Origin of the sequence: Clostridium sp. C2-6-12, assembly GCF_009928485.1 — a bacterium.
Lineage (GTDB): Bacteria > Bacillota > Clostridia > Clostridiales > Clostridiaceae > Clostridium.
Map to the genome: position 1 here is coordinate 22710 of NZ_JAABNP010000044.1, position 20996 is coordinate 43705.

The window sequence follows — 20996 nt, forward strand, 5'->3', positions numbered from 1 at the left end:
TAAAGTTTTGAAATTTTTTATGGTAGAATTTTGAATTTTATTGAATAAGGTATGAATGTTTAATAAAAAATAACAAAGGGGTAGTAATATAATGAATTTATTAGATAATGATTATAATAATTATACTGGCAAGCTAGGAATGGAATATTCAAAAGAAAGTACTAAGTTTGTTTTGTGGGCACCAAATGCAAACAATGTTAGATTGGCTTTGTTTGGAAAGGATGGTAAAGTATATACGAATGCCCCTGAAAGAATCTTAGATATGAATAGAGGAGTACAAGGTACTTGGAGTATAGAAGTTAAGGAAGATTTAAAGGGTGAGTTTTATAATTATTTGGTCACTAATAGTGGAAATGAAAGAGAAGTAACAGATCCTTATGCTAAAGCTTTGGGCGTTAATGGTAATAGAGGAATGGTTGTTGATTTAAAAGCAACCAATCCAAAAGATTTTGACAAAGATGAAAGACCAGAAGTAAGCAGTGCTACTGGTTCAGTATTATATGAAGTTCATGTAAGGGATTTTTCAATAAATGAAAATTCAGGAATAAGACCAGATAGAAAAGGTAAATTTGTTGCTTTTTGTGAGCAAGGAACTACTTTAGCTGGGAAGTATGTTAAAACAGGAATTGATTACTTAAAAGACTTAGGTGTAACACATGTTCATCTTTTACCTGTATTTGATTATGAAACTGTTGACGAAAGCAATCCTTATGCGGCTCAATATAATTGGGGATATGATCCAAAGAATTATTTTGCCCCAGAAGGTTCCTATTCCACAGATCCTTTTTGTGGAGAAAGAAGGATAATTGAATTTAAAGAAATGGTTAAAAGTCTCCATAAAGCAGGCATAAGAGTTGTAATGGATATGGTTTATAACCATACTTATAGAAGCCATGATTCTAATTTGAACTTGGCGGTACCTGGATATTATTATCGTCATGATTCTAATGGGAATTTTTCTAATGGATCAGGTTGCGGTAATGAATTGGCATCTGAAAGGTTTATGGTTAGAAAGCTTATTGTTGATTCTGTAGTATATTGGGCGAAGGAATATCATATTGATGGGTTCAGATTTGATTTAATGGGACTTCATGATGTGGAGACCATGAAGCAAATTAGAACAGAACTTAATAAAATTGACTCATCTATACTAATATATGGAGAAGGTTGGACTGGTGGCTGGACTCCTCTTCAGGGGGATGATTCGGCAGCGAAACATAATATTGTAAAATTTGAGAAAATGCAGATTGCTGCTTTTAGTGATGATACAAGAGATGCAGTTAAAGGTCACGTATTTAATATTAATGAACGTGGATATGTAAATGGAAGAACAGGTCTTGAGGAAAGTATTAAATTCTGTATAGTTGGTGCAACTGTAAAAGAAGGAATTAATTATGACAGGGTAATTTATTCAAGATGGGCATGGGCTAATGAACCTTATCAGTGCATAAATTATATTTCAGCGCATGATAACTATACATTGTGGGACAAATTATTTATGGCAAACGAAGATTCATCATTAGAAAAGCGCAAGAATATGAATAAATTAGCAGCTGCTATAGTATTAACATCTCAAGGAATACCATTTTTTCAAGCAGGTGAAGAATTTTTAAGGACTAAGAAAAATCAAGATGGCAGCTTTAATCATGACAGCTATAATGCTCCAGACAGTGTAAATAGTTTAGACTGGAGCAGAGTGAACGATTATAATGATGTTGTAGAATATTATAAGGGATTAATAAAATTAAGAAAGAAATATAAAGCTTTTAGAATGAATTCAAGTGAAGAAATAAAGAAAAATTTAACCTTTTTAGAGCGTGGAGAGAGTTTTTATAAAGAAAATGTTGTTGTGTATAAAATAGAAGATAAAAGTGGAAAAAATTTATGTAATACTATAGTTGTAATATTTAATCCAAATGATGAAGAAGCTTTTATAGATTTAAAAGAATGCGGCTGGAGTGTTCTTGTAAATAAGGAAAGAGCAGGTGTAGATGAAATTTACCCTATAGCGGGCAACAGTATAACTGTCGCTTCAAAGAGTGCACATGTTTTGATTAAAAAATGATTTAGACAGGAAGGCTTTTGGTGATACAAATGGAAAAAGAAAAATATTTAATATTTTTAAATGATATTAATAAAGATAAACCTAATGAGTTTAAAAAAGTGAATATGAAAGAATGCCCATTTTGCAATAGAGATAAATTAACAGATATTATTGATGAAAAGGGCCCATTTATATTACTTAAAAATAAGTATCCAACCATAAAAGATACATATCAATTAGTTCTTATAGAAACTTATAATTGTGATATTGATATGGGAGATTATTCAGTAGAACATATGCAGGAATTAGTAAGATTTGGTGTTAAGCATTGGTTGAAGATTGAGGAAAGTGGAGAATTTAAATCTGTTATCTTTTATAAAAACCATGGACCTCATTCTGGAGGAAGCTTAAAGCACCCGCATATGCAGATTGTGGGAATTGATGACATTGATTATAAAGAAAAAATAAAAGATGAATATTTTGAAGGAATAGAAATTCATAAAAGTGATCATTGTCTAGTTAATTTATCACATAGACCCTTTAATGGATTTACTGAGTTCAATATAATAATTGATGATGATTTATATGGATTAAATGAACTTGCATTTAATTTAAGAAAAGTTGTTCATTATTTATTAAACAATTATTTTGTAAAGTGTGACAGCTTTAACATATTCTTTTATCATATAAAAGGAAGGATTATTTGTAAGGTAATGCCTAGATTCAGCAGTTCACCATTGCTTCTTGGATATGGCATAAAACAGATATCAAGCTGTGAAGAAGAAATAGCAGAAAAATTGAAAATAATGTATTTTCAATAAGGTTGATTAATTTAATATAATCGGTAGATACTAAAATACAAGAATCTCTAAATGATTGATAAATATCAATTATTTAGAGATTCTTTATATTGAACCCAAAACGAGTATTAAGCCTGATTAAATTTTAATCCTCTGGTCTTACACCAAATTCAGCTGATTCAACCCAATCGTTACTTTTATTTAATTGGGAAACTAATTCATCAAGTGTTGTATAATGATCTTTTTCTTGATTTATTAGGAATTTAAATAAATCTATAGATTCATCATCATTAGCTTCTGATAACAATTTTTCATAAAGCTGTATACTTTCGGTTTCTTTTTCAAGAGCTGCTCTATATAAATCTAACTGATCAGGAGTTTGTTTGATTTCATTTTCAAAATCTTTGATTCCTTTAAACAAATTTTTAGCTTCAGATAGTGTTTCATTATTATTTAATTCATATGGTAGATTATTAGACTTGTTTTGCAAGATTTTAGCATGATCATTTTCATCTCTTGCCAGTATTAAAAAAATATTCTTTAAGCTATTATCATTACTTTTTTCTGCTTGCATTTTATAATATTTTTCACCTTCAAGTTCCATATTAATAGCAAATTCTAAAATGTTCATAAATTGCACCTCCAAATTGTATTTAAATAATAAAATTAATAATATTTGTTATAATTCTATATTTATTTTCAAATCCCTTTTTATTCATTTGTATTATATAAGGAATTTCAAAATGTAATAATAACAAGTATTAAATTAAAAGTTAATTTCTATTTTGTGACAGTGTTTTTTTGAATAAATTTGCAAATAATACTCATATATTTGAAGTTATTTGTAAACAATTAAATTATATTAATACAAGGGGTGATAATATGGATAATAATGAAATTGAAAAAGTTAAAGGAAATAAAAAAACAAAGGCTAAAACAAGTCCATTAAAAATAATTCCACTAGGCGGAATAGAGGAAATTGGGAAAAATATGACTGCATTTGAATATAAGGACGAAATAATAGTAATAGATTGTGGTTTGGCATTTCCTGATGAAGATCTTTATGGAATCGATGTTGTAATTCCTGATGTAACATATTTAATTAAAAACAAAGATAAGGTTAAAGGATTCTTTATTACACATGGCCATGAGGATCATATAGGTTCTTTGCCTTATATATTAAAGCAAATCAATGTACCTGTATATGCTACTAAGCTTGCACTAGGATTGATAGAAATTAAATTAAAAGAACATAAAATGGTTAATGATTGTACTTTAAATATAGTTCAGCCTGGTGATACAGTAGAGTTGAATCAAATAAAAATAGAGTATATCAGAAATAACCACAGCATACCAGACAGTTGTTCAATAGCAATACATACACCAATAGGTGTCATAGTTCATACTGGTGATTTTAAGGTGGATTTCACACCAATTGATGAAAAAGTAATGGATTTGCAAAGATATGCTCAGTTAGGAAAAAAGGGAGTTTTATTATTATTATCTGAAAGTACTAATGCCCTTCATAAAGGTTATACTATGTCAGAAAAATCAGTGGGTGAAAAATTAGATAGCCTTTTTAGTAAAGCTACAGGTCGGATAATAGTATCTACCTTTGCATCCAACGTGCATAGGCTCCAGCAGATAAGTGATTGTTCCATAAAATATAATAGAAAAATAGCTTTTAGTGGAAGAAGCATGGAAAATATCTCAGAAGTAGCAAGAGAGTTAGGATATTTGTTTATCCCAGAGGACATGATGATTAGTTTAGATGAAATGAAAAATTATCCAAGTGATAAAATTACTATTGTTACAACTGGAAGCCAGGGAGAATCTATGGCAGGGCTTACAAGAATAGCAGCAGCAACTCATCGGCATATACAAATAGAAAAAGGTGATACTGTTATTATATCTGCAACTCCAATACCAGGAAATGAAAAAGCAGTTTCAAATGTAATAAATGATTTAATAGTTAAAGGTGCAAATGTAATTTATAAAGCAATAGAAGATATTCATGTATCAGGGCATGCATGTGAGCAAGAGCTTAGACTTATTATTAGTTTATTAAATCCTAAATTTTTTGTACCTATACACGGAGAGTATAAACATTTATTTACCCATGCTAAAATTGCTCAAAGTATGGGGATTGATGAAAAGAGTATATTTATATTAGGACTGGGAGATATACTTGAAGTATCAAAAAATAAAGGAGAAATAACAGGTAAAGCACCATTTGGAAGAGTTCTTGTTGATGGAATGGGGGTTGGCGATGTAGGAAACATGGTTTTAAGGGATAGAAAGAATTTAGCCGAAAATGGTATTATTACAATAGTAGTGGCGATAGACAGGAAAAATAAGATTATAACCTCAGGACCAGATATAGTTTCAAGAGGTTTTGTATATGTAAGAAATTCAGAAGAACTAATAGATGAAGTTAGAAGTATTGCTGAGAAGGCTGTAGAAAAATGTTTAGAAAATGATATAACTCAGTGGGGAGAAATTAAAAATGGAATAAGAAGAGAATTAGATAATTTTATATATGATAAAATGAAGAAAAAACCAATGATATTGCCAGTAATTGTTGAAGTATAATATTTTTCTTGACTCTAACCTTAGGGGGGAGTTTATAATAAGATTAAAGGAAACATAAATTTTAATTTTATATTAGGCATATGCCTATGGAGGAGAGGAAGAATTATATGAAAAAGATACCATTTTCACCACCTGATATAACAGAAGAAGAGATAGAAGCAGTAGCGGAGGTGTTAAGATCAGGATGGATTACTTCAGGGCCACAGCTTGCTAAATTTGAAGAAGGAATACAAGATTATTTAAAAGTTAATAAAGCATTAGCATTAAATAGCGCAACTGCTGCAATGGAATTAGTGCTAAAAGTATTTGATATTAAAGAAGGTGATGAAATAATAACAACACCTTACACATATACAGCAACTTCAAGTGTAGGAATACATAGAGGTGCTAAGCCAGTATATGTTGATGTTAAAAAAGACACTTTTGAAATGGATATAGATAAAATTGCTGAAAAGATTACAGATAAAACAAAAGTAATTATGCCTGTAGATATTGCAGGAGTACCTTTTGATTATGATGCATTAAAGAAATTATTAAAAGATTTAAACAGAGAAGATATTATGATAAGCTGTGATTCAGCGCACTCTTTTGGTGCAAAATATAAGGGAGAACCTGTTGGATCTCAATGTGATTTTCATTCATTTTCTTTCCATGCAGTTAAGAATTTAACTACAGGAGAAGGTGGGGCAGTTACCTTTAATGATAATAACTTCAGAGGTCAGGAAGACTTACTTCAATATATGAGATTTACTGCTATGCATGGTCAATCAAAAGATGCTTTAAGTAAGCTTAAGGCTGGAGCTTGGGAGTATGATATTATAAATGATGGATTAAAATGTAACTTAACAGATATAGGAGCAGCTATTGGAAATGTTCAGCTTAAGAGATATGAAGGAATGTTAGAAAAAAGAAGACAAATTTTCAAAACATATACTGATATATTATCAAAAGAAGATTTCTCAATAATTCCATTTACAAAAGATGATAATGGAACTGAAACATCATACCATTTATATCTTTATAGAGTAAAAGGCTTTAATGAAGAAAAGAGAAATGCTGCTATTCAAAAGTTAGCTGAAATAGGAATAGCAACTAATGTTCACTATAAACCACTTCCTATGTTAACTCTTTATAAGAACCTTGGATATGATATAAAGGATTATCCAAATGCTTATGCACAATATGAAAATGAAATAACACTTCCAGTATATACAACATTATCATTAGAAGATGCAGCGTATATAGCAGAAGAAACAGTAAAAGTAATTAAAGAATTACTATAAGAATAAAAAATACCTACAGTTTATTAAAAGGTAATGTAATAAGCTGTGGGTATTATTTTGAATTTAAATTATTTTAGTAGTTATTTTATAAATAAATATTGACTCTAACCTCAGGTAGGAGATTACAATTGATTTAATGGGAGGGATAATATTGAAGATTGGTGAATTTGCTAAAAGATCAGGTGTAACTGTAAAAACATTACTTCACTACGATAAAATCGGACTTCTTAAGCCATCAGAGAAAACTGAAGCAGGATATAGGATTTACTGTGAAGAGGACTTTTTAAAGCTTCAACAAATTACAACCTTAAAATTTATTGGATTACCATTAAATGAAATAAGTCATATTTTATATGAAAGTGGAGAAAATCTTGAGAATATGATAAGTATTCAAAAGAAGGCTCTAGAGGAAAAGAAAAAACATATTGATGCTGTTATAGAGGTTTTTAACAAAGCTAAAAATACAGCAAAGAAAAATGGCTTCTTAGATGCTAACAATCTTATTGAACTTATAAAAATAACTAATATTGAAAGTGTAGTTAGGGAGCAATATAAAAGCGATAAAAATCTTAATATTAGAAATAATCTTCATAGCTATAATACAAATAAAATAGATTTTGATAAGTGGTGCTTTAATCAAATTTACTTTCCACAAAATGCAAGGGTATTAGAGGTAGGTTGTGGAACTGGTAAGTTGTGGTACAAGAATAAAGAAAGTATAAATGAAAATTTAGATATTACATTATCTGATTTTTCAAAAGGGATGCTAAAGAGTACAAAAGAGAAATTAAAAGAGCTAAAGCATAATTTTAAATATGAAGAAATAAATGTAGAAAACATACCTTATGAAGATGAAAGTTTTGATATTGTAATTGCAAAACATATGATTTATTTTTCACCTAATATAGAAAAAGCATTAGCTGAAATTAAAAGAGTTCTAGTTCCAGGCGGTATAGCTTATATTACAGTTAATTCATGTGAAGCTATGGCAGAATTAAATGAGCTTGCTGAAAAATTTGATTCTAGTCTTGGTATTGATAATAATGGATATTCCGCTAGATTTGAATTGGAAAATGGAGAACCTATTATTAAAAAGTATTTCAGTAATGTTGATGTAGAAATATTAGAAGGAAAAATTATAGTTGATGATCCAGAGCCAGTAGTTTCATATAAAGCTTCAACAATACAAGGCAGTTCAATACTTGTTGGAGAAAAGAAAAAGGCATTCAAAAAGTATTTAGAAGAGTATATTTCAAAAAATGGTTACATATCAATAACAACAAAAACATGCATGTTTAAGGCAATGAAATAAGAGACAAAAGAGAAAATACTCTGAAGACTAACAAATTGGGAGGATTTTTAATGACATTTAATCTCATAATTATATTTATGATAGTTTCAATAATTGGACTAGTTAATGGCAGTATTAAGAGAAATAAAAAATTTTTAGCTATGTGAGCAATAAGTTTAGGAATATTATTAACTTTGGGGATAGGAATATTTTTAGCCTTAGGTTCAATGTAAAAAATGTGAAATATATAATTATGTGTGTTTAAAAATATAATTCTAAATGTATAGAGAAAGTTATATGAAATATAGAAAAGGAGATATAGATAAATGAATATACCATTGGTGGATTTAAAAGCACAATATAAATTAGTCGAAGAAAAAGCAGGAAAGGCTGTTATGGAGGTTCTTTCATCTGCTAACTATATAATGGGGAAAGAAGTATTAGAATTTGAAAAGGAATTTGCTGAATATATAGGTGCTAAACATGCTATATCTGTTGGAAATGGAACAGATGCATTAGTTTTAGCACTTATGGCAGCTGGTGTTGGGAAAGGCGATGAGGTTATAACTACACCATTTACCTTCTTTTCTACAGCAGAAAGCATTTCATCTGTAGGCGCAATCCCTGTTTTTGTTGATGTTGAAAAGGAAACTTATAATATAGATCCATTAAAAATAGAAGAGAAAATTACTGAAAAGACAAAAGCAATTATGCCTGTACATATTTTTGGACAAGCAGCTAAAATGGATCAAATAATGGCAATTGCTAAAAAGCATAATTTGAAAGTCATAGAAGATGCTGCGCAGGCAGTTGGTTCTGAGTATAAAGGAGAAAAAGTTGGTTCAATTGGAGATGTAGGATGTTTTTCTTTCTTCCCAACTAAAAACCTTGGATGTGCTGGAGATGGTGGTATTATTACAACTTCAGATGATAATATAGCAACAATTTTAAGAGCACTTAGAACTCATGGAAGTGGAGAAAATGGTCAAAAAGCATATAATTTATTGAATAATATAACAGAAGAAATTAAAACTTCAGAAGGCCATGATGATACAGTTTATAATCCATTAAAGTATTATAACTATTTAATTGGATTTAATACTAGATTAGATGCAGTTCAAGCAGCAATTTTAAGAGTTAAACTTCCTAAAATAGATGAATGGAATGAAAAAAGAAGAGAAAATGCAAAGGAATATGATGAAAAATTAAAAGATACAGACTTAACACTTCCTGTTTCAATACCAGAAAGTAAGTCAGTATATAATATGTATGTAGTTCAAGCTGAAAATAGAGAGGAAATAATTAATAAACTTAAAGACAAAGGTATTAGCACAGGAGTTTATTATCCAGTTCCTATTCATTTACAAAAGGCATATACAGAACTTGAATATAAAGAAGGAGATATGCCTGTAGCTGAGTATTTGTCACATAGAACATTTGCTATTCCAATTTTCCCTGAGTTAAGTAGTGAGCAAAAAGAATATATAATAGATAATTTAAGAGCAGTAATTTAAATAGATTTTATATTTTGCACTATTGTCGCATTATACTAAGTTGAAAATAATCCAACTTAGTATAATGCGATTTTTTCGGTTCATATAAAAATCTACAAATTATTAATTAACCAGCTTTCAAATATGATATAATTATTTAGAATTTAATACATTAAGCTGTTTAGGAAGGTACATATATATGAAAGAAACAATAATTGGAGTAAAAAAGGAATTTATTAATAAATATAAAAAAGGATATCCATTAATTTTAGAAGAGGCTTTAGAAAATCCAAAGGTTCTTAAAGAAGAAGGGCAAATAATAACCCTTGTAGATGAAAAGAAAGCTATTTTGGGTAAGGGATATTATGGAAAGCAAAACAAAGGCTGTGGCTGGATTTTAAGTAATAGCAAAAACAGCAATCTTGATTATAAGTTTTTCTATGATAAGCTTAGAAATGCATTTTCCAAAAGAATGAGATTTTATCATTCAAAGGATACAACTGCTTTTAGAGTTTTTAATGGTGAAGGCGATGGGATTGGTGGCCTTACTATTGATTATTTTGACGAATATTATCTTATCACTTGGTACAGCAAAGGAATGTATGTATTTAAGGATAATATAATAAAGGCTATAAAAGCTTTAGTTTCTTTTGATGGAATATATGAAAAGAAGAGATTTGAAGAAAATGGAATGGTGGTTGATGAAGATAGTTATTTATGTGGAAGAAAAGCACCAGAACCTCTTATAGTTAAAGAAAATGGGGTCAACTTTGCAATTTATTTAAATGATGGAGCAATGGTTGGAGTATTTTTAGACCAAAAGGATGTAAGAAAATCTATTAGAGATAAATATTCTAGAGGAAAAAGGGTGTTAAATACTTTTTCTTATACAGGTGCTTTTTCAATGGCGGCAGCAAAAGGTGGAGCTATTACTACAAGTGTTGACTTAGCAAGTAGAAGTTTAGAAAAAACAACTGAAAATTTCACTATAAATAATATTAACGCTGCAAATCATGAGATAATTGTTGAAGATGTTTTTCGTTATTTTAAACGTGCTAAGAAAGAAGAATTAAAATTTGATGTGGTTATTCTTGACCCACCAAGCTTTGCAACCTCTAAGGATAATAGATTTAGTGCAGCAAAGGATTATAAAGACTTGATGAAATCAGCAATTGAGATAACAGAAGATGAGGGCGTAATTGTAGCTTCAACTAATTGCGCTACCTTTAATATGGTTAAATTTAAAAAATTTATAGATGATGCTTTTAAAGAATTGCATAAAAATTATGATATTTTAGAAGAACATAGCCTTCCGGAAGATTTTGCAGTGACAGAAAAATTTCCAGAAGGGAACTACTTAAAGGTTGTATTTGTGAGAGTTTATTAAAGTATTAGCCTTCAATCAAAATGAGATTGAAGGCTATATTTATATTGCGTTAAAAATTTAAGAAATTTAAAGAAATAATTAGAAATATAAAGATAATTTTATATAATCAATATTTAAGTAAGAAAAAGCAAATAAAAATAATTTTATTGATTTTGACCTTCCCTGACCTTCGGGATATAATTTAATTGTAAAAGGAAATAAAAATACTAAAACAAAGAAAAAAATAATAATTAAAGAAGGAGGTCTTGTTATGTTTGGATTGATACCTTTTAGAACTAATGGAGTAGATAGGAAGGGAGGCAAAATTGACGATTTCTTCAATGGATTTTTCAATGATGATTTCTTTTCACCAATGACTAATGTTTTTGGAAACAACCAAAAATTCAATGCTGATATAAAAGAAACTGAAAATGAATACTTAGTATCAGCAGAATTGCCAGGAGTGAAAAAGGAAGACATCAATCTAGAATATAAAGACAATACATTAATAATTTCAGCAACTAGACATGAAGAAATCAATGAAGAAAAAGATAATTACATTAGAAGAGAAAGAACTTATGGGCAAATTGCAAGAAGTTTTCATGTAGAAAATGTTGATAAAGAAAAAGTTTCTGCAAAATTTGAAAATGGAGAATTGCATATAGTTTTACCTAAATTAACACCAACTATTACTGAAAGTAATAAAATTTTAATTGAATAAGTTAGATAAGATAGATTAATTAGTAGAAGAATTTTAAATAATAAAACTGAATAAGATATGATGAGATAGTCAGGAAAATTGCTTAAAGCAAGTTCTTGGCTATCTCATTTATTTTTATGGTGAAAATATCGATATAGTAGTAAAATGTTAGTAACTATGAATTTAAAGGATGATAAAAGCAATGGAAAAGGGGTTTATTAAAAGTAAAATAAATATACCTAAAGTAAAAGAAAAATTAGTAAATAGAGCAGATTTATTTAATAAATTAAATGAGGCTATTAATTATAAGGTTGCATTAATAACAGCTCCAGCAGGATTTGGAAAGAGCACTTTGGTATCTTCATGGCTTACTAATATAAGGGATAGATATTATACAGCATGGATATCTTTAGATGAAAGAGATAGTGAACCATTAATTTTTTGGAAGTATATTATGTACTCTATTGATAAAATACAAGATGGAATCGTAAAAGAATCTTTTGATTCATTAAAGTCTGTAGAACTTCAAGATGGCTTTGAAACAGAAATTTTAGCTGTACTTATTAATGAATTATATAATTTAGAAAAAGATATATTTATTATTTTAGATGATTTATATTTAATTAGTAATAATAATATATATGAACAATTAAAATTTTTTATAAGAAATATGCCATCAAATGTGCATTTTATAATATTAACTAGGGTGATACCTGATATTGGAATACCTAAGCTTAGAGGAACTGATAGTTTACTTCAATTATCTCAGGAGGATTTAAGTTTTACAAAAGAAGAAATGGAATTCTTTTTTAGAGAAGTAATGAAGGTCCATATATCTATTAACAGCTTGAGAGTTTTAGAAAAGCGAACTGAAGGCTGGGCAGCTGGACTTCAAATGGCAGCACTTTTTTTAAAGAGAAATAATAGTGAAGAAAATGTAGTAAAAAGCTTTAATGGAGATCACAGATATATTTTAGATTATTTAATGGAAGAAGTATTTATTATGCTTGATGAAAAAACACAAGAGTTTCTTATGAAAACTTCCATATTAGATGAAATGAATTTTGAGTTATGTAATAAGGTTGCTCAAATAGACAATAGCCAAGAGTTTTTAGAAAAATTGGATAATGAAAATTTGTTTATGATACCCTTAGATGAAAATAAAGAATGGTATAGATATCATCATTTATTTAGAGAGTTCTTAAAAAATAGAAGAGACATTAGAATGGAAGATATATCTTCTGAGCTATATAGTGCAGCAGCAGAATGGTATAGAAATAATGGTTTTATATCTCAAAGCGTAAACTTTTATTTAAAGGCAGAAAATTATGAGGAAGCAATATTAATAATAGAAAAAATAGATGAAAATTTAATGTTTAGTGGTGAAATGAAAAAAGTTTATGATTGGTATATGGCGATTCCAAAAGAAAAATTTTATGAAAGTATTAGATTATGTATGAATGCTGCATGGTTTACATGTACTAATGGTAATTATGAAGAAACTGAAAAACATTTAAATCATATAGAAGATTATTTAAAAAGACATAAAGATAATGAAGAAAATAAATATTATGATACAGAAGTAATGATTATTAGAGCAATGCTTGCAACCTTGGAGAAGGACAGCAGTAAAATCAATAAGTATTTGGAAAAAGCTAGGAATTATAGTAATGAACATAATCAAAATATCCTTCATGCAGCAACAGCACTTTTAAGCGGAGCTGCTTGTATTTATGATGGAGAGGTACTTAAGGCTTTGGAATTTTATGAGGAAAGTCTTAAAATCAGCCAAAACATAAATAATTATTATTTAACGGTTATGTCAAATAGAAGCATAATCATATCAAAAATACTAAGAGGCAATCTTTGTGAGGCTGAAAAGCAATGCATAAACATATTGAAATATTTTCAAATACGGCATGCTGAAAATATACCTATAGCAGGTGAGGTATATAATGATTTAGCTGAGGTATATTATGAATGGAATGACTTACCTAAGGCAAAGGAAAACGCAATTAAGGCTCTCGAATTTGCTAAAAAAGGTGAAGTAATCTGGGTGCTTTGTAGAAGTTACATGCTTTTAGCTAAAATAAATTTCGCAAATTCAAAGGTTACAGAAGCTATTGATTTAATAAAATCTGCTAAGAAGATTATCACTAATACTAAATTATTTGATTTAGGAACGGAGCTTCTTGTAATAAGTGAAAATATTTTGTTAAGAAGTGGAAAGATTTATGAAGCTGAAAAATGGATAAAAAATGATGAGCTTTACAAGATAGATGTAAGCAATATAGGTTATGCTCATTATTGCATTACTAAATTGAGATATTTTATCTTAAGCAATCATATGGAAGAAGCTGAGGAATTAGCCAATAAGCTTTATGTAAGTTTTGAAAGTATGAAAATTTATAGGGTACTTGCGGAAGTATTGATTTTAAAAAGCATTATTAGTGAGAAAAAAAGCAATATTGAAGAGATGCTAGAAGATATCATTAAAGCTGTGAATATTTCTTATAAGGAAAATTATCTTAGAATATTTTTAGATGAAGGTGAGTATTTAATTAATATAATACTCAGAGAAAAAGAAAAGCTTATAACAAGTTTAGATAAAGACCAAGCTATATTTCTAAATAATATAATTAGAGCTTTTGGTAATAAAGAAGAAAAAGATGCGGATACAAATGAAATTTTAAGCATAAGAGAAATGGAAGTTTTGAAGTATCTAAAAGAAGGGTTAAACAATACAGAAATTGCTAATTCTCTATTTGTATCAGTTAATACTGTAAAAACCCATCTTTTAAATATATATACGAAGCTTGAAGTTCATAGCAGAACAGAAGCATTAGCAAAAGCTAATGAACTTGGAATTTAATTAGAATATATATTGTATTTATTGAGTAAGAAATAATTATTTGAAAGTAATAATAACATATTAAATTGATTAAACTGGGTGGTTGAAAAATCACCCAGTTTAATCAATTTAATATGGGTGATTAAAATATCCTCTTAAATTAGTAAAATGTATCTATAACAGATATTTAAATTTTTTGAACAGAGAAAGTCACTAGAAAACCTAATTAGATTTCAGAAATTATATAAAATATCTAGTTTTATTTTAGGAGGATATGAAAAATGAAAAAAACAACAGGAAATGATTTTACTACAGGGAGTATTAAAAAGCATATATTAAAATTTGCAATACCAATGGTTATAGGGCTTTTTTTGACTATGGGTTATACAATAATTAATACTATCTGGATTGGGAATTTATTGGGGAAGGATGCAATGGCAGCATCCTCTGTAAGTTTTCCAATTACCTTTATATTAATTGCAATAGCAGCAGGCTCAACTTCGGCAGTATCCATATTAATATCTCGAAATTATGGTGCTAAAAATTTTGGAATGATAAATAAGATAATAGAAACTTCCTTTTCACTATTTTCAATGGTAGCAGCTGTACTTGTAGCTTTAGTACTTTTTTTTAGAAATGAACTTTTAACTTTAATGGGAGCACCGGAAAATATATTTAATATGGCATCGAGTTATTTAAGTATTTTACTTTTATCTACCTTTGTAAATTATATATATTATGTAATTAATTCAATTTTATCTGGAATGGGGGATACTAAAACTTCAGTAGTGTTCTTAGTTTTATCAACAATTATAAATGCTATATTAGATCCATTTCTTATAATGAAATTTCAATTAGATGGTGCAGCCTTTGCATCATTTATCTCTGGAACATGTGCAATAATTTGTGCAGTTATATATTTGAAGAGGAAAAAGTTTGATATAAATCTTATTCCTAAAAGATTTGCCTTAGATAAGAATATAATATTAGATATTTTAAAAATAGGAATGCCTTCAACTATTCAACAATGTTTAATGCCAATAAGTCTTATATTTATAACTTCTTTTGTAAGCAGATTTGGAGGTGACTCTATTGCTGCTTATGGTGCTGCAAGTAAAGTTGATTATTTAGCTTTAATGCCTTCAATGGCTATTGGAACTGCAGCTGCTGTTATAACAGGACAAAATATTGGTGCTAATAAATTAGAAAGAGTAGAAGAAGTATTTAAATGGGGAGTAATGATACTTTTTAGTACAATTGCAGTTGTAGCTTTATTAATTGAAATTTTCCCCAAAGAAATTCTTATGGTATTTGCAAGGGATACAGGAATTTTAGATATAGGTTCCTCATATTTAAGGATTAATGCAATTGGTTATTTAATGTTTAGTATAAGCTTTGTGAGTAATGGAATAATTAATGGTTCAGGAAAAACAATGGTAACCATGATAATATCAGCAGTATCTCTATTAGGCTTAAGAATACCATTATCTGATTTCATGTCTCAAACAAACCTTGGAATTAAAGGAATATGGTATGCAATTTTAGCTACCTGCATATTTTCTATGCTTTGTAGTATGGGATATTATTTATCAGGAAAATATAAAGAAAAATTAGAAGTATATAGTAAAAAGGCTTATTCATAATTATATCAATAAAACTATATATATGTTGCAATAAATATATAATGATAAAGACTTTAAGTAGAATATAAAATCCCAATACAAGCTAAGACCTGTATTGGGATTTTATTAATTATTTAAGCCAACAATGGTGAAAAAACAATGATAATGTTTTAATTCTTCATCATTATTTGAATCATTGCAGTGATTCTCCATAAAATTCTTTATATATTCAGCGAATTCTTTTGCTTGATTTTCAGTTAAGTATAAATTCTCCATGCTCAAGGTACTATTTTTTGTGTGTTTAGAGTCTGGTGAATTTTCCATATGATTAAGAAAAATATTTTTACTGTCATCATAGATCTGAGAAATAGCTTGCTTGCTTTCCGATAAAATAAGTTTTTTTACCGGTTCAACCATTTGATCAAGAGAATTTATGTTAAAACTTTTTGCTGTAGGCTCATAATATTTCGCTATAATGCCATTGATTTCTTTAGTATGAACAAGTTTCAATATATTAACTTTTTCTAATTTTTTAACATGATAATGTACATTTGCTGGAACTTCATCTAAAGCAACAGCTATTTCTTTTACAGTACAAGGTCTTTTCATATTATAAAAACACATTAAGATTTTATATCTATATGGATCAGAGAAGGCTTTAATTTCTTCTACACTAGTAAGCGTAATACTATCTTTCATTTTATCACCTCCAAGTTTATTATAGCGTATTATAAATTATTTTGCTATTGAGGTGATTAAAAGTTGTATTTAAATTGTATTAAATTCTTCAGAAATTTTAATAGAATTAGAATTATTAGGCTTTAAAAGTGATTTCTTTAATATCAATATAGTTGAAAGTAAGATAAAAAAACAAATTAGGACACAAATCCAAGCGCTTATTGAGTCAAATAGAATCCCAAATAAAATAAGTCCTAAAGGCATAATTGAGGTACAGCAGGTATTCATAACAGTAGATACTCTTCCCAGCATAGCTAAAGGAACTAAATTTTGAACCATAGAACTTATTGCAATATTAGCAATAGTTATAAGAAGAATTATAAAAAAGCACATTACTGTAATGCTTATATATGGAATTAAGTTGCTATTGAATAAGCTTAAAAATATAGGTGAAGGAATAATTGACATAATTCCAATAAGAATTGAGCAAATAAAGAAATTATAAAATAATAAACTACCTAAGGAAAATTTTTGAGTTAATTTACCAGTTATAAATGGTGATATAAGCATAGAAGAGAATAAGATCATTTGCATAAAACCATATTGGAAATCTGATATTTCAAATAGTTTTTTACTGATAAAGGTTATACCAGTAGAAAATAAAGGACTGAAGACAAAGTTTAAAGAAGAAGCTAAAATAATAATATTTAATATTATGGAATTTTCTTTAATGAACTTAAGACCTTCTTTAAAATCTGAATTAAAAGCTTTAAGGTTTATTTCCTTCGGCATATGATTTGATTTTTTCATTTTAATAAAGAATATAGCGAAAGAGGAAAAGAAAAAGCTTGAAGAATTAATTAATAAAATAATAACAAGTCCATAAGATCCAAACAAAATACCAGCTATAAAAGGAGCAATTAAATTTCCTATAGTAAGGATTAAGGAGCTTAGACCATTAGCATCTACTAAATCATCTTTTTTAACTACAGTAGGGATTATTGTGCCAATAGCAGGTTGATATAAAGAAGAGATTAATGATAGAAATATAACTAAAATATAAATTCCTGAAATAGAAAGTCCACCAAAGCTCTTATAAGCTATGGCAAAAATAAGTACTAATATACCACTTACAATGTCCAATGAGATTGTAAGTCCTTTTCTGTCCATCCAATCTGATAGAACTCCAGCTACAGGGCTGAAAAGCAATTGAGGAATTATTGCAACAATTAATACTGTGGAAAACAAAGTTGCAGAATTACTTATTTTTAAAACATATAATGATAGTGCAAATTCTTGCATTTGAGTCCCTGTGAGAGATAAAGCTTTGCTTAACATCAATAAAGAAAAATTTTTGTTTTTTAATAAATTAAAATTCATTACGGACCTCCTGTTTAAAAAATAACGTTAAAATTATTTTAACGTTAAAAATATTTTAACAGAATAAAAATAATATTACAATACTGTGTTGTTTTTTTATTATACAAAAGTAAATTGATGATATATAATTTGGAGGGAATATTTATCCGAGATAAGAAGGGATGATTAAATGTTATTAATGATAGATAACTATGATTCGTTTGTATATAACCTTGTAAGATATTTTGAGGAAATAGGAGAAGAAGTAGAAGTAGTCAGAAATGATAAAATAAATATAAATATGGTAGATGAAAAAAACTATTTGGGCATAATCATATCCCCAGGGCCTAAAAATCCTATTGAGGCAGGCTTATGCTTAGATATAATTGATAAATTTAAAGGAAGACTTCCAATACTAGGAATATGCTTAGGGCATCAATGTATAGGACATTATTTTGGTGGTAAAGTTGTAAAAGGTGAAAAACCAATGCATGGGAAAATAAGTGAAATAATTCATAATAACAATGAACTATTCTATAATGTGAAAAATCCATTAAAGGTAACTAGATATCATTCATTAGTTGTAGATAGAGAGAATTTACCCGAAGAGTTAGAGGTTACAGCAGAAACCTCAGATAAGGTGATTATGGGAATTAAGCATAAGGTAATGCCTATACATGGGGTTCAATTTCATCCAGAAGCAGAGCTAACGGAAGAAGGACAGAAACTTTTAGAAAATTTTATAGCAGAATGCAAGAGGTTTAAAAATGATTAATTTTCAAATAAAAGAGTTAAATACATATTATGATCCATTTCATACATATAAGCTTTTTAAAAATGAATTAGATACTATTTTTTTAGACAGTTCAAAAGAAGATAAACTTTTATCTAAATATTCCTTTATTGGCTTAAAACCTTATAAAAAATTTATTTCAAAAGGAAGAAGTGTAGTAATTGATAATGAAATACATGAAGGCGTTGATCCTTTTGAAAAATTGGAGGAACTTCTTGAAGAATATAAAATTGATTTTAAAAGTCATATGCCATTTTTAAGTGGTGCTATTGGCTATTTTTCCTATGATATAGGAAGGATATTAGAGATATTGCCAGATATTTCAGAGGAGGATTTTAGTATTCCAGACAGCATATTTATTTTCTTTGACAATTTAATTATTTTTGATATACAAAATAAGAAAACTTATATAACAGCTGTGGGACAAATTCAAGAAGCACTCGGAAGTATAGCAGAAATAGAAAAATATTTAGAAAATTATAAAGAGGATTCAGAAATAAAAGTAGAGCCTTCAAAAAATAATTTCTTTTCAAATTTTAATAAGTTAGAATATGAAGAAGCAATATCAAGTCTTAGAGATTACATTAAAAATGGTGATGTATATATAGCTAATATGACCAGAAGAATATGTTGTAATAGCACTGAAGAGCCTTTTAAAATATATGAAAAATTAAGAGCAATTAATAAAGCACCATTTTCAGCATATATGAACTTTAAAGATTTTCAAGTTATAAGCTCTTCACCAGAAAGATTTATTTCAATTACAGATGGATTGGTTCAAACTAGACCAATAAAAGGAACTAGGCCAAGAGGAAAAAACCTTGAAGAAGATAAAGCTAATAAAAATGAATTAATTAATTCAGAAAAGGATAAATCAGAACTCTTAATGATTGTGGATTTAGAAAGAAATGATTTAAGTAAAGTATGTAAACCAAATTCAGTAAAGGTTACTGAATTATTTAAATTAGAAAAATATGAAACAGTCTTTCATCTTGTAGCTACAATAGAAGGTGTTTTAAGAGATGGAATATCTTCAGTAAAATGTATAAAGGAATGCTTTCCAGGAGGATCAATTACAGGTGCTCCTAAAATAAGGGCAATGGAAATAATAGAGGAACTTGAAAAATTAAAAAGAAATATTTATACAGGTTCTATAGGATATTTTGATTTAAGAGGGAATAGTGACTTTAATATAGTGATTAGGACTATAGTAAAGAAAGAGGATAAAGCATATTTTGGAGTTGGAGGCGGAATAACTTGGGAATCTATTGAAGAAGAAGAATGGTTTGAGACAATAGATAAGGGAAAAGCATTAATGGGGGTATTATAATGAGGAAGATAATTTATGGTGAAAATAAAGTTACTATTGATGAAGGGGTGTTTTTTGGAAAAGGCGTTTTTGAAACAATCTTATGGAAAGATAAACCTATATTTTTAGATGAGCATTTAAAAAGACTTAATGGAGCTTTAGAAGCAATAGGAATGTTTCCTTTAGAAGAAGTGGAACTTAGATTATATTTAGATAAGTTAAACATAAATAACAAAGCAGTTAAAATAACTGTTACACCATTGAATATTATAATTACTCAAAGAAATCTTCCTTACAAAGAGGAAGATTATAATAAAGGTATGAAATTAACGGTTTCAAAAGTAAGGAGAAATAGCACTTCAAGACTTTGTTATATTAAATCTACCTGCTATATAGAAAATTTAATTGAAAAAGAAGAAGGGAAGAAAAAAGGCTTTGATGATGTTATATTCTTAAATGAAAATGGATATGTTACGGAAACAAGCTGTGCTAATATATTTATAGTTAAAAATAATGAGATTTTTACACCTAGAATTGAAGATGGACTATTAGATGGAATAATAAGAAGAAAGCTTATTGAAAGTTTTATGGTTCAGCAAAAAAGTATCACTTTTGAAGAATTAAAAAAATCTGATGAAGTGATTTTAACCAATAGTTTAATGAGGGCTATGTCTCTAACTGAGATAGATCATATTAAATATGAAAAAACAGAAACGAGAGAAATATTTAATGAATCACTTCTTAAATTAGAGTAGAAATAAGTTAGAGTATAATTTTAGTAGGCAAAGGCAGTAATAAAAACTGTATAAATAGTG

16 protein-coding genes are annotated in these 20996 nt (G+C 28.2%); 13 read left to right on the plus strand and 3 right to left on the minus strand.

Annotated elements, in window-relative coordinates; genetic code table 11:
* Positions 1-91 precede the first annotated feature (91 nt).
* Entirely contained in the window at positions 92-2065 is a 1974-nt protein-coding gene (gene pulA, locus GXK56_RS24300) for a type I pullulanase (protein WP_160692346.1), read from the plus strand.
* 29 nt (positions 2066-2094) lie between these two features.
* Positions 2095-2865 carry a DUF4931 domain-containing protein gene (locus tag GXK56_RS24305; RefSeq protein ID WP_160692348.1) on the plus strand — a complete coding sequence of 257 codons (771 nt, stop codon included), beginning with the start codon at positions 2095-2097 and terminating at the stop codon, positions 2863-2865.
* Between the two features lie 124 nt (positions 2866-2989).
* Here the strand turns inward: GXK56_RS24305 and GXK56_RS24310 are convergent, their stop codons facing one another.
* A complete protein-coding gene (locus tag GXK56_RS24310) occupies positions 2990-3475 on the minus strand; it encodes a ferritin family protein (RefSeq protein WP_160692350.1) in 486 nt (161 codons plus the stop codon).
* A gap of 251 nt (positions 3476-3726) precedes the next feature.
* Between GXK56_RS24310 and GXK56_RS24315 the strand changes: the two genes are divergently transcribed.
* The 8 genes from GXK56_RS24315 (at position 3727) to GXK56_RS24350 (ending at position 16063) form a co-directional block, all read left to right on the plus strand.
* Positions 3727-5436 (plus strand): ribonuclease J, encoded by a 1710-nt coding sequence (locus GXK56_RS24315; protein ID WP_160692352.1) that lies wholly within the window; start codon positions 3727-3729, stop codon positions 5434-5436.
* Between the two features lie 107 nt (positions 5437-5543).
* Positions 5544-6719 carry a DegT/DnrJ/EryC1/StrS family aminotransferase gene (locus GXK56_RS24320; RefSeq protein ID WP_160692354.1) on the plus strand — a complete coding sequence of 392 codons (1176 nt, stop codon included), beginning with the start codon at positions 5544-5546 and terminating at the stop codon, positions 6717-6719.
* Positions 6720-6870: 151 nt separating this feature from the next.
* Complete coding sequence (locus GXK56_RS24325; protein WP_202127937.1) at positions 6871-8031, plus strand: methyltransferase domain-containing protein; 1161 nt, start codon at positions 6871-6873, stop codon at positions 8029-8031.
* A gap of 305 nt (positions 8032-8336) precedes the next feature.
* A complete protein-coding gene (locus GXK56_RS24330; protein WP_160692358.1) occupies positions 8337-9524 on the plus strand; it encodes a DegT/DnrJ/EryC1/StrS family aminotransferase in 1188 nt (395 codons plus the stop codon).
* Positions 9525-9702: 178 nt separating this feature from the next.
* Positions 9703-10890: a class I SAM-dependent rRNA methyltransferase gene (locus GXK56_RS24335; RefSeq protein ID WP_160692360.1), complete on the plus strand. Its 1188-nt coding sequence runs from the start codon at positions 9703-9705 to the stop codon at positions 10888-10890.
* Between the two features lie 250 nt (positions 10891-11140).
* Positions 11141-11590, plus strand: a complete 450-nt coding sequence (locus GXK56_RS24340; protein WP_160692362.1) for an Hsp20/alpha crystallin family protein — start codon at positions 11141-11143, stop codon at positions 11588-11590.
* 181 nt (positions 11591-11771) lie between these two features.
* Positions 11772-14441 carry a LuxR C-terminal-related transcriptional regulator gene (locus GXK56_RS28655; protein WP_160692364.1) on the plus strand — a complete coding sequence of 890 codons (2670 nt, stop codon included), beginning with the start codon at positions 11772-11774 and terminating at the stop codon, positions 14439-14441.
* A gap of 260 nt (positions 14442-14701) precedes the next feature.
* Positions 14702-16063 (plus strand): MATE family efflux transporter, encoded by a 1362-nt coding sequence (locus tag GXK56_RS24350; protein ID WP_160692366.1) that lies wholly within the window; start codon positions 14702-14704, stop codon positions 16061-16063.
* A gap of 105 nt (positions 16064-16168) precedes the next feature.
* Here GXK56_RS24350 and GXK56_RS24355 read toward each other — a convergent pair whose 3' ends face one another.
* Both GXK56_RS24355 and GXK56_RS24360 read right to left on the minus strand, forming a co-directional pair.
* A complete protein-coding gene (locus GXK56_RS24355) occupies positions 16169-16741 on the minus strand; it encodes a winged helix-turn-helix domain-containing protein (protein WP_160692368.1) in 573 nt (190 codons plus the stop codon).
* A 69-nt stretch (positions 16742-16810) separates the two neighbouring features.
* The gene (locus GXK56_RS24360) at positions 16811-18100 is read right to left on the minus strand and encodes an MFS transporter (protein WP_160692370.1); all 1290 of its coding nucleotides are present in this window, start codon (positions 18098-18100) and stop codon (positions 16811-16813) included.
* Between the two features lie 169 nt (positions 18101-18269).
* On the opposite strand from GXK56_RS24360, the gene GXK56_RS24365 reads away from it, so the two are divergent.
* The 3 genes from GXK56_RS24365 to GXK56_RS24375 are packed head-to-tail and all read left to right on the plus strand — an operon-like array spanning position 18270 to position 20936.
* Positions 18270-18854, plus strand: a complete 585-nt coding sequence (locus tag GXK56_RS24365; RefSeq protein WP_160692372.1) for an aminodeoxychorismate/anthranilate synthase component II — start codon at positions 18270-18272, stop codon at positions 18852-18854.
* The gene (gene pabB, locus GXK56_RS24370; RefSeq protein ID WP_160692374.1) at positions 18847-20202 is read left to right on the plus strand and encodes an aminodeoxychorismate synthase component I; all 1356 of its coding nucleotides are present in this window, start codon (positions 18847-18849) and stop codon (positions 20200-20202) included. The genes GXK56_RS24365 and pabB overlap by 8 nt, the downstream gene beginning before the upstream one ends.
* On the plus strand, positions 20202-20936 hold the full coding sequence (locus GXK56_RS24375; RefSeq protein WP_160692376.1) for an aminotransferase class IV: 735 nt from the start codon (positions 20202-20204) through the stop codon (positions 20934-20936). Before pabB ends, GXK56_RS24375 begins: the two co-directional genes overlap by 1 nt.
* Positions 20937-20996: the final 60 nt, after the last annotated feature.

Excerpts from the sequence above, each read along its gene's own strand:
- GXK56_RS24350 (WP_160692366.1), top strand. The coding sequence starts at position 14,702 with ATGAAAAAAACAACAGGAAATGATTTTACTACAGGGAGTATTAAAAAG.
- GXK56_RS24305 (WP_160692348.1), top strand. The coding sequence starts at position 2,095 with ATGGAAAAAGAAAAATATTTAATATTTTTAAATGATATTAATAAAGAT.
- GXK56_RS24320 (WP_160692354.1), top strand. The coding sequence starts at position 5,544 with ATGAAAAAGATACCATTTTCACCACCTGATATAACAGAAGAAGAGATA.
- GXK56_RS24365 (WP_160692372.1), top strand. The coding sequence starts at position 18,270 with ATGTTATTAATGATAGATAACTATGATTCGTTTGTATATAACCTTGTA.
- GXK56_RS24340 (WP_160692362.1), top strand. The coding sequence starts at position 11,141 with ATGTTTGGATTGATACCTTTTAGAACTAATGGAGTAGATAGGAAGGGA.
- pulA (WP_160692346.1), top strand. The coding sequence starts at position 92 with ATGAATTTATTAGATAATGATTATAATAATTATACTGGCAAGCTAGGA.
- GXK56_RS24310 (WP_160692350.1), bottom strand. The coding sequence starts at position 3,475 with ATGAACATTTTAGAATTTGCTATTAATATGGAACTTGAAGGTGAAAAA.
- GXK56_RS24355 (WP_160692368.1), bottom strand. The coding sequence starts at position 16,741 with ATGAAAGATAGTATTACGCTTACTAGTGTAGAAGAAATTAAAGCCTTC.
- GXK56_RS24330 (WP_160692358.1), top strand. The coding sequence starts at position 8,337 with ATGAATATACCATTGGTGGATTTAAAAGCACAATATAAATTAGTCGAA.
- GXK56_RS24335 (WP_160692360.1), top strand. The coding sequence starts at position 9,703 with ATGAAAGAAACAATAATTGGAGTAAAAAAGGAATTTATTAATAAATAT.
- GXK56_RS24360 (WP_160692370.1), bottom strand. The coding sequence starts at position 18,100 with ATGAATTTTAATTTATTAAAAAACAAAAATTTTTCTTTATTGATGTTA.
- GXK56_RS28655 (WP_160692364.1), top strand. The coding sequence starts at position 11,772 with ATGGAAAAGGGGTTTATTAAAAGTAAAATAAATATACCTAAAGTAAAA.
- pabB (WP_160692374.1), top strand. The coding sequence starts at position 18,847 with ATGATTAATTTTCAAATAAAAGAGTTAAATACATATTATGATCCATTT.
- GXK56_RS24315 (WP_160692352.1), top strand. The coding sequence starts at position 3,727 with ATGGATAATAATGAAATTGAAAAAGTTAAAGGAAATAAAAAAACAAAG.
- GXK56_RS24375 (WP_160692376.1), top strand. The coding sequence starts at position 20,202 with ATGAGGAAGATAATTTATGGTGAAAATAAAGTTACTATTGATGAAGGG.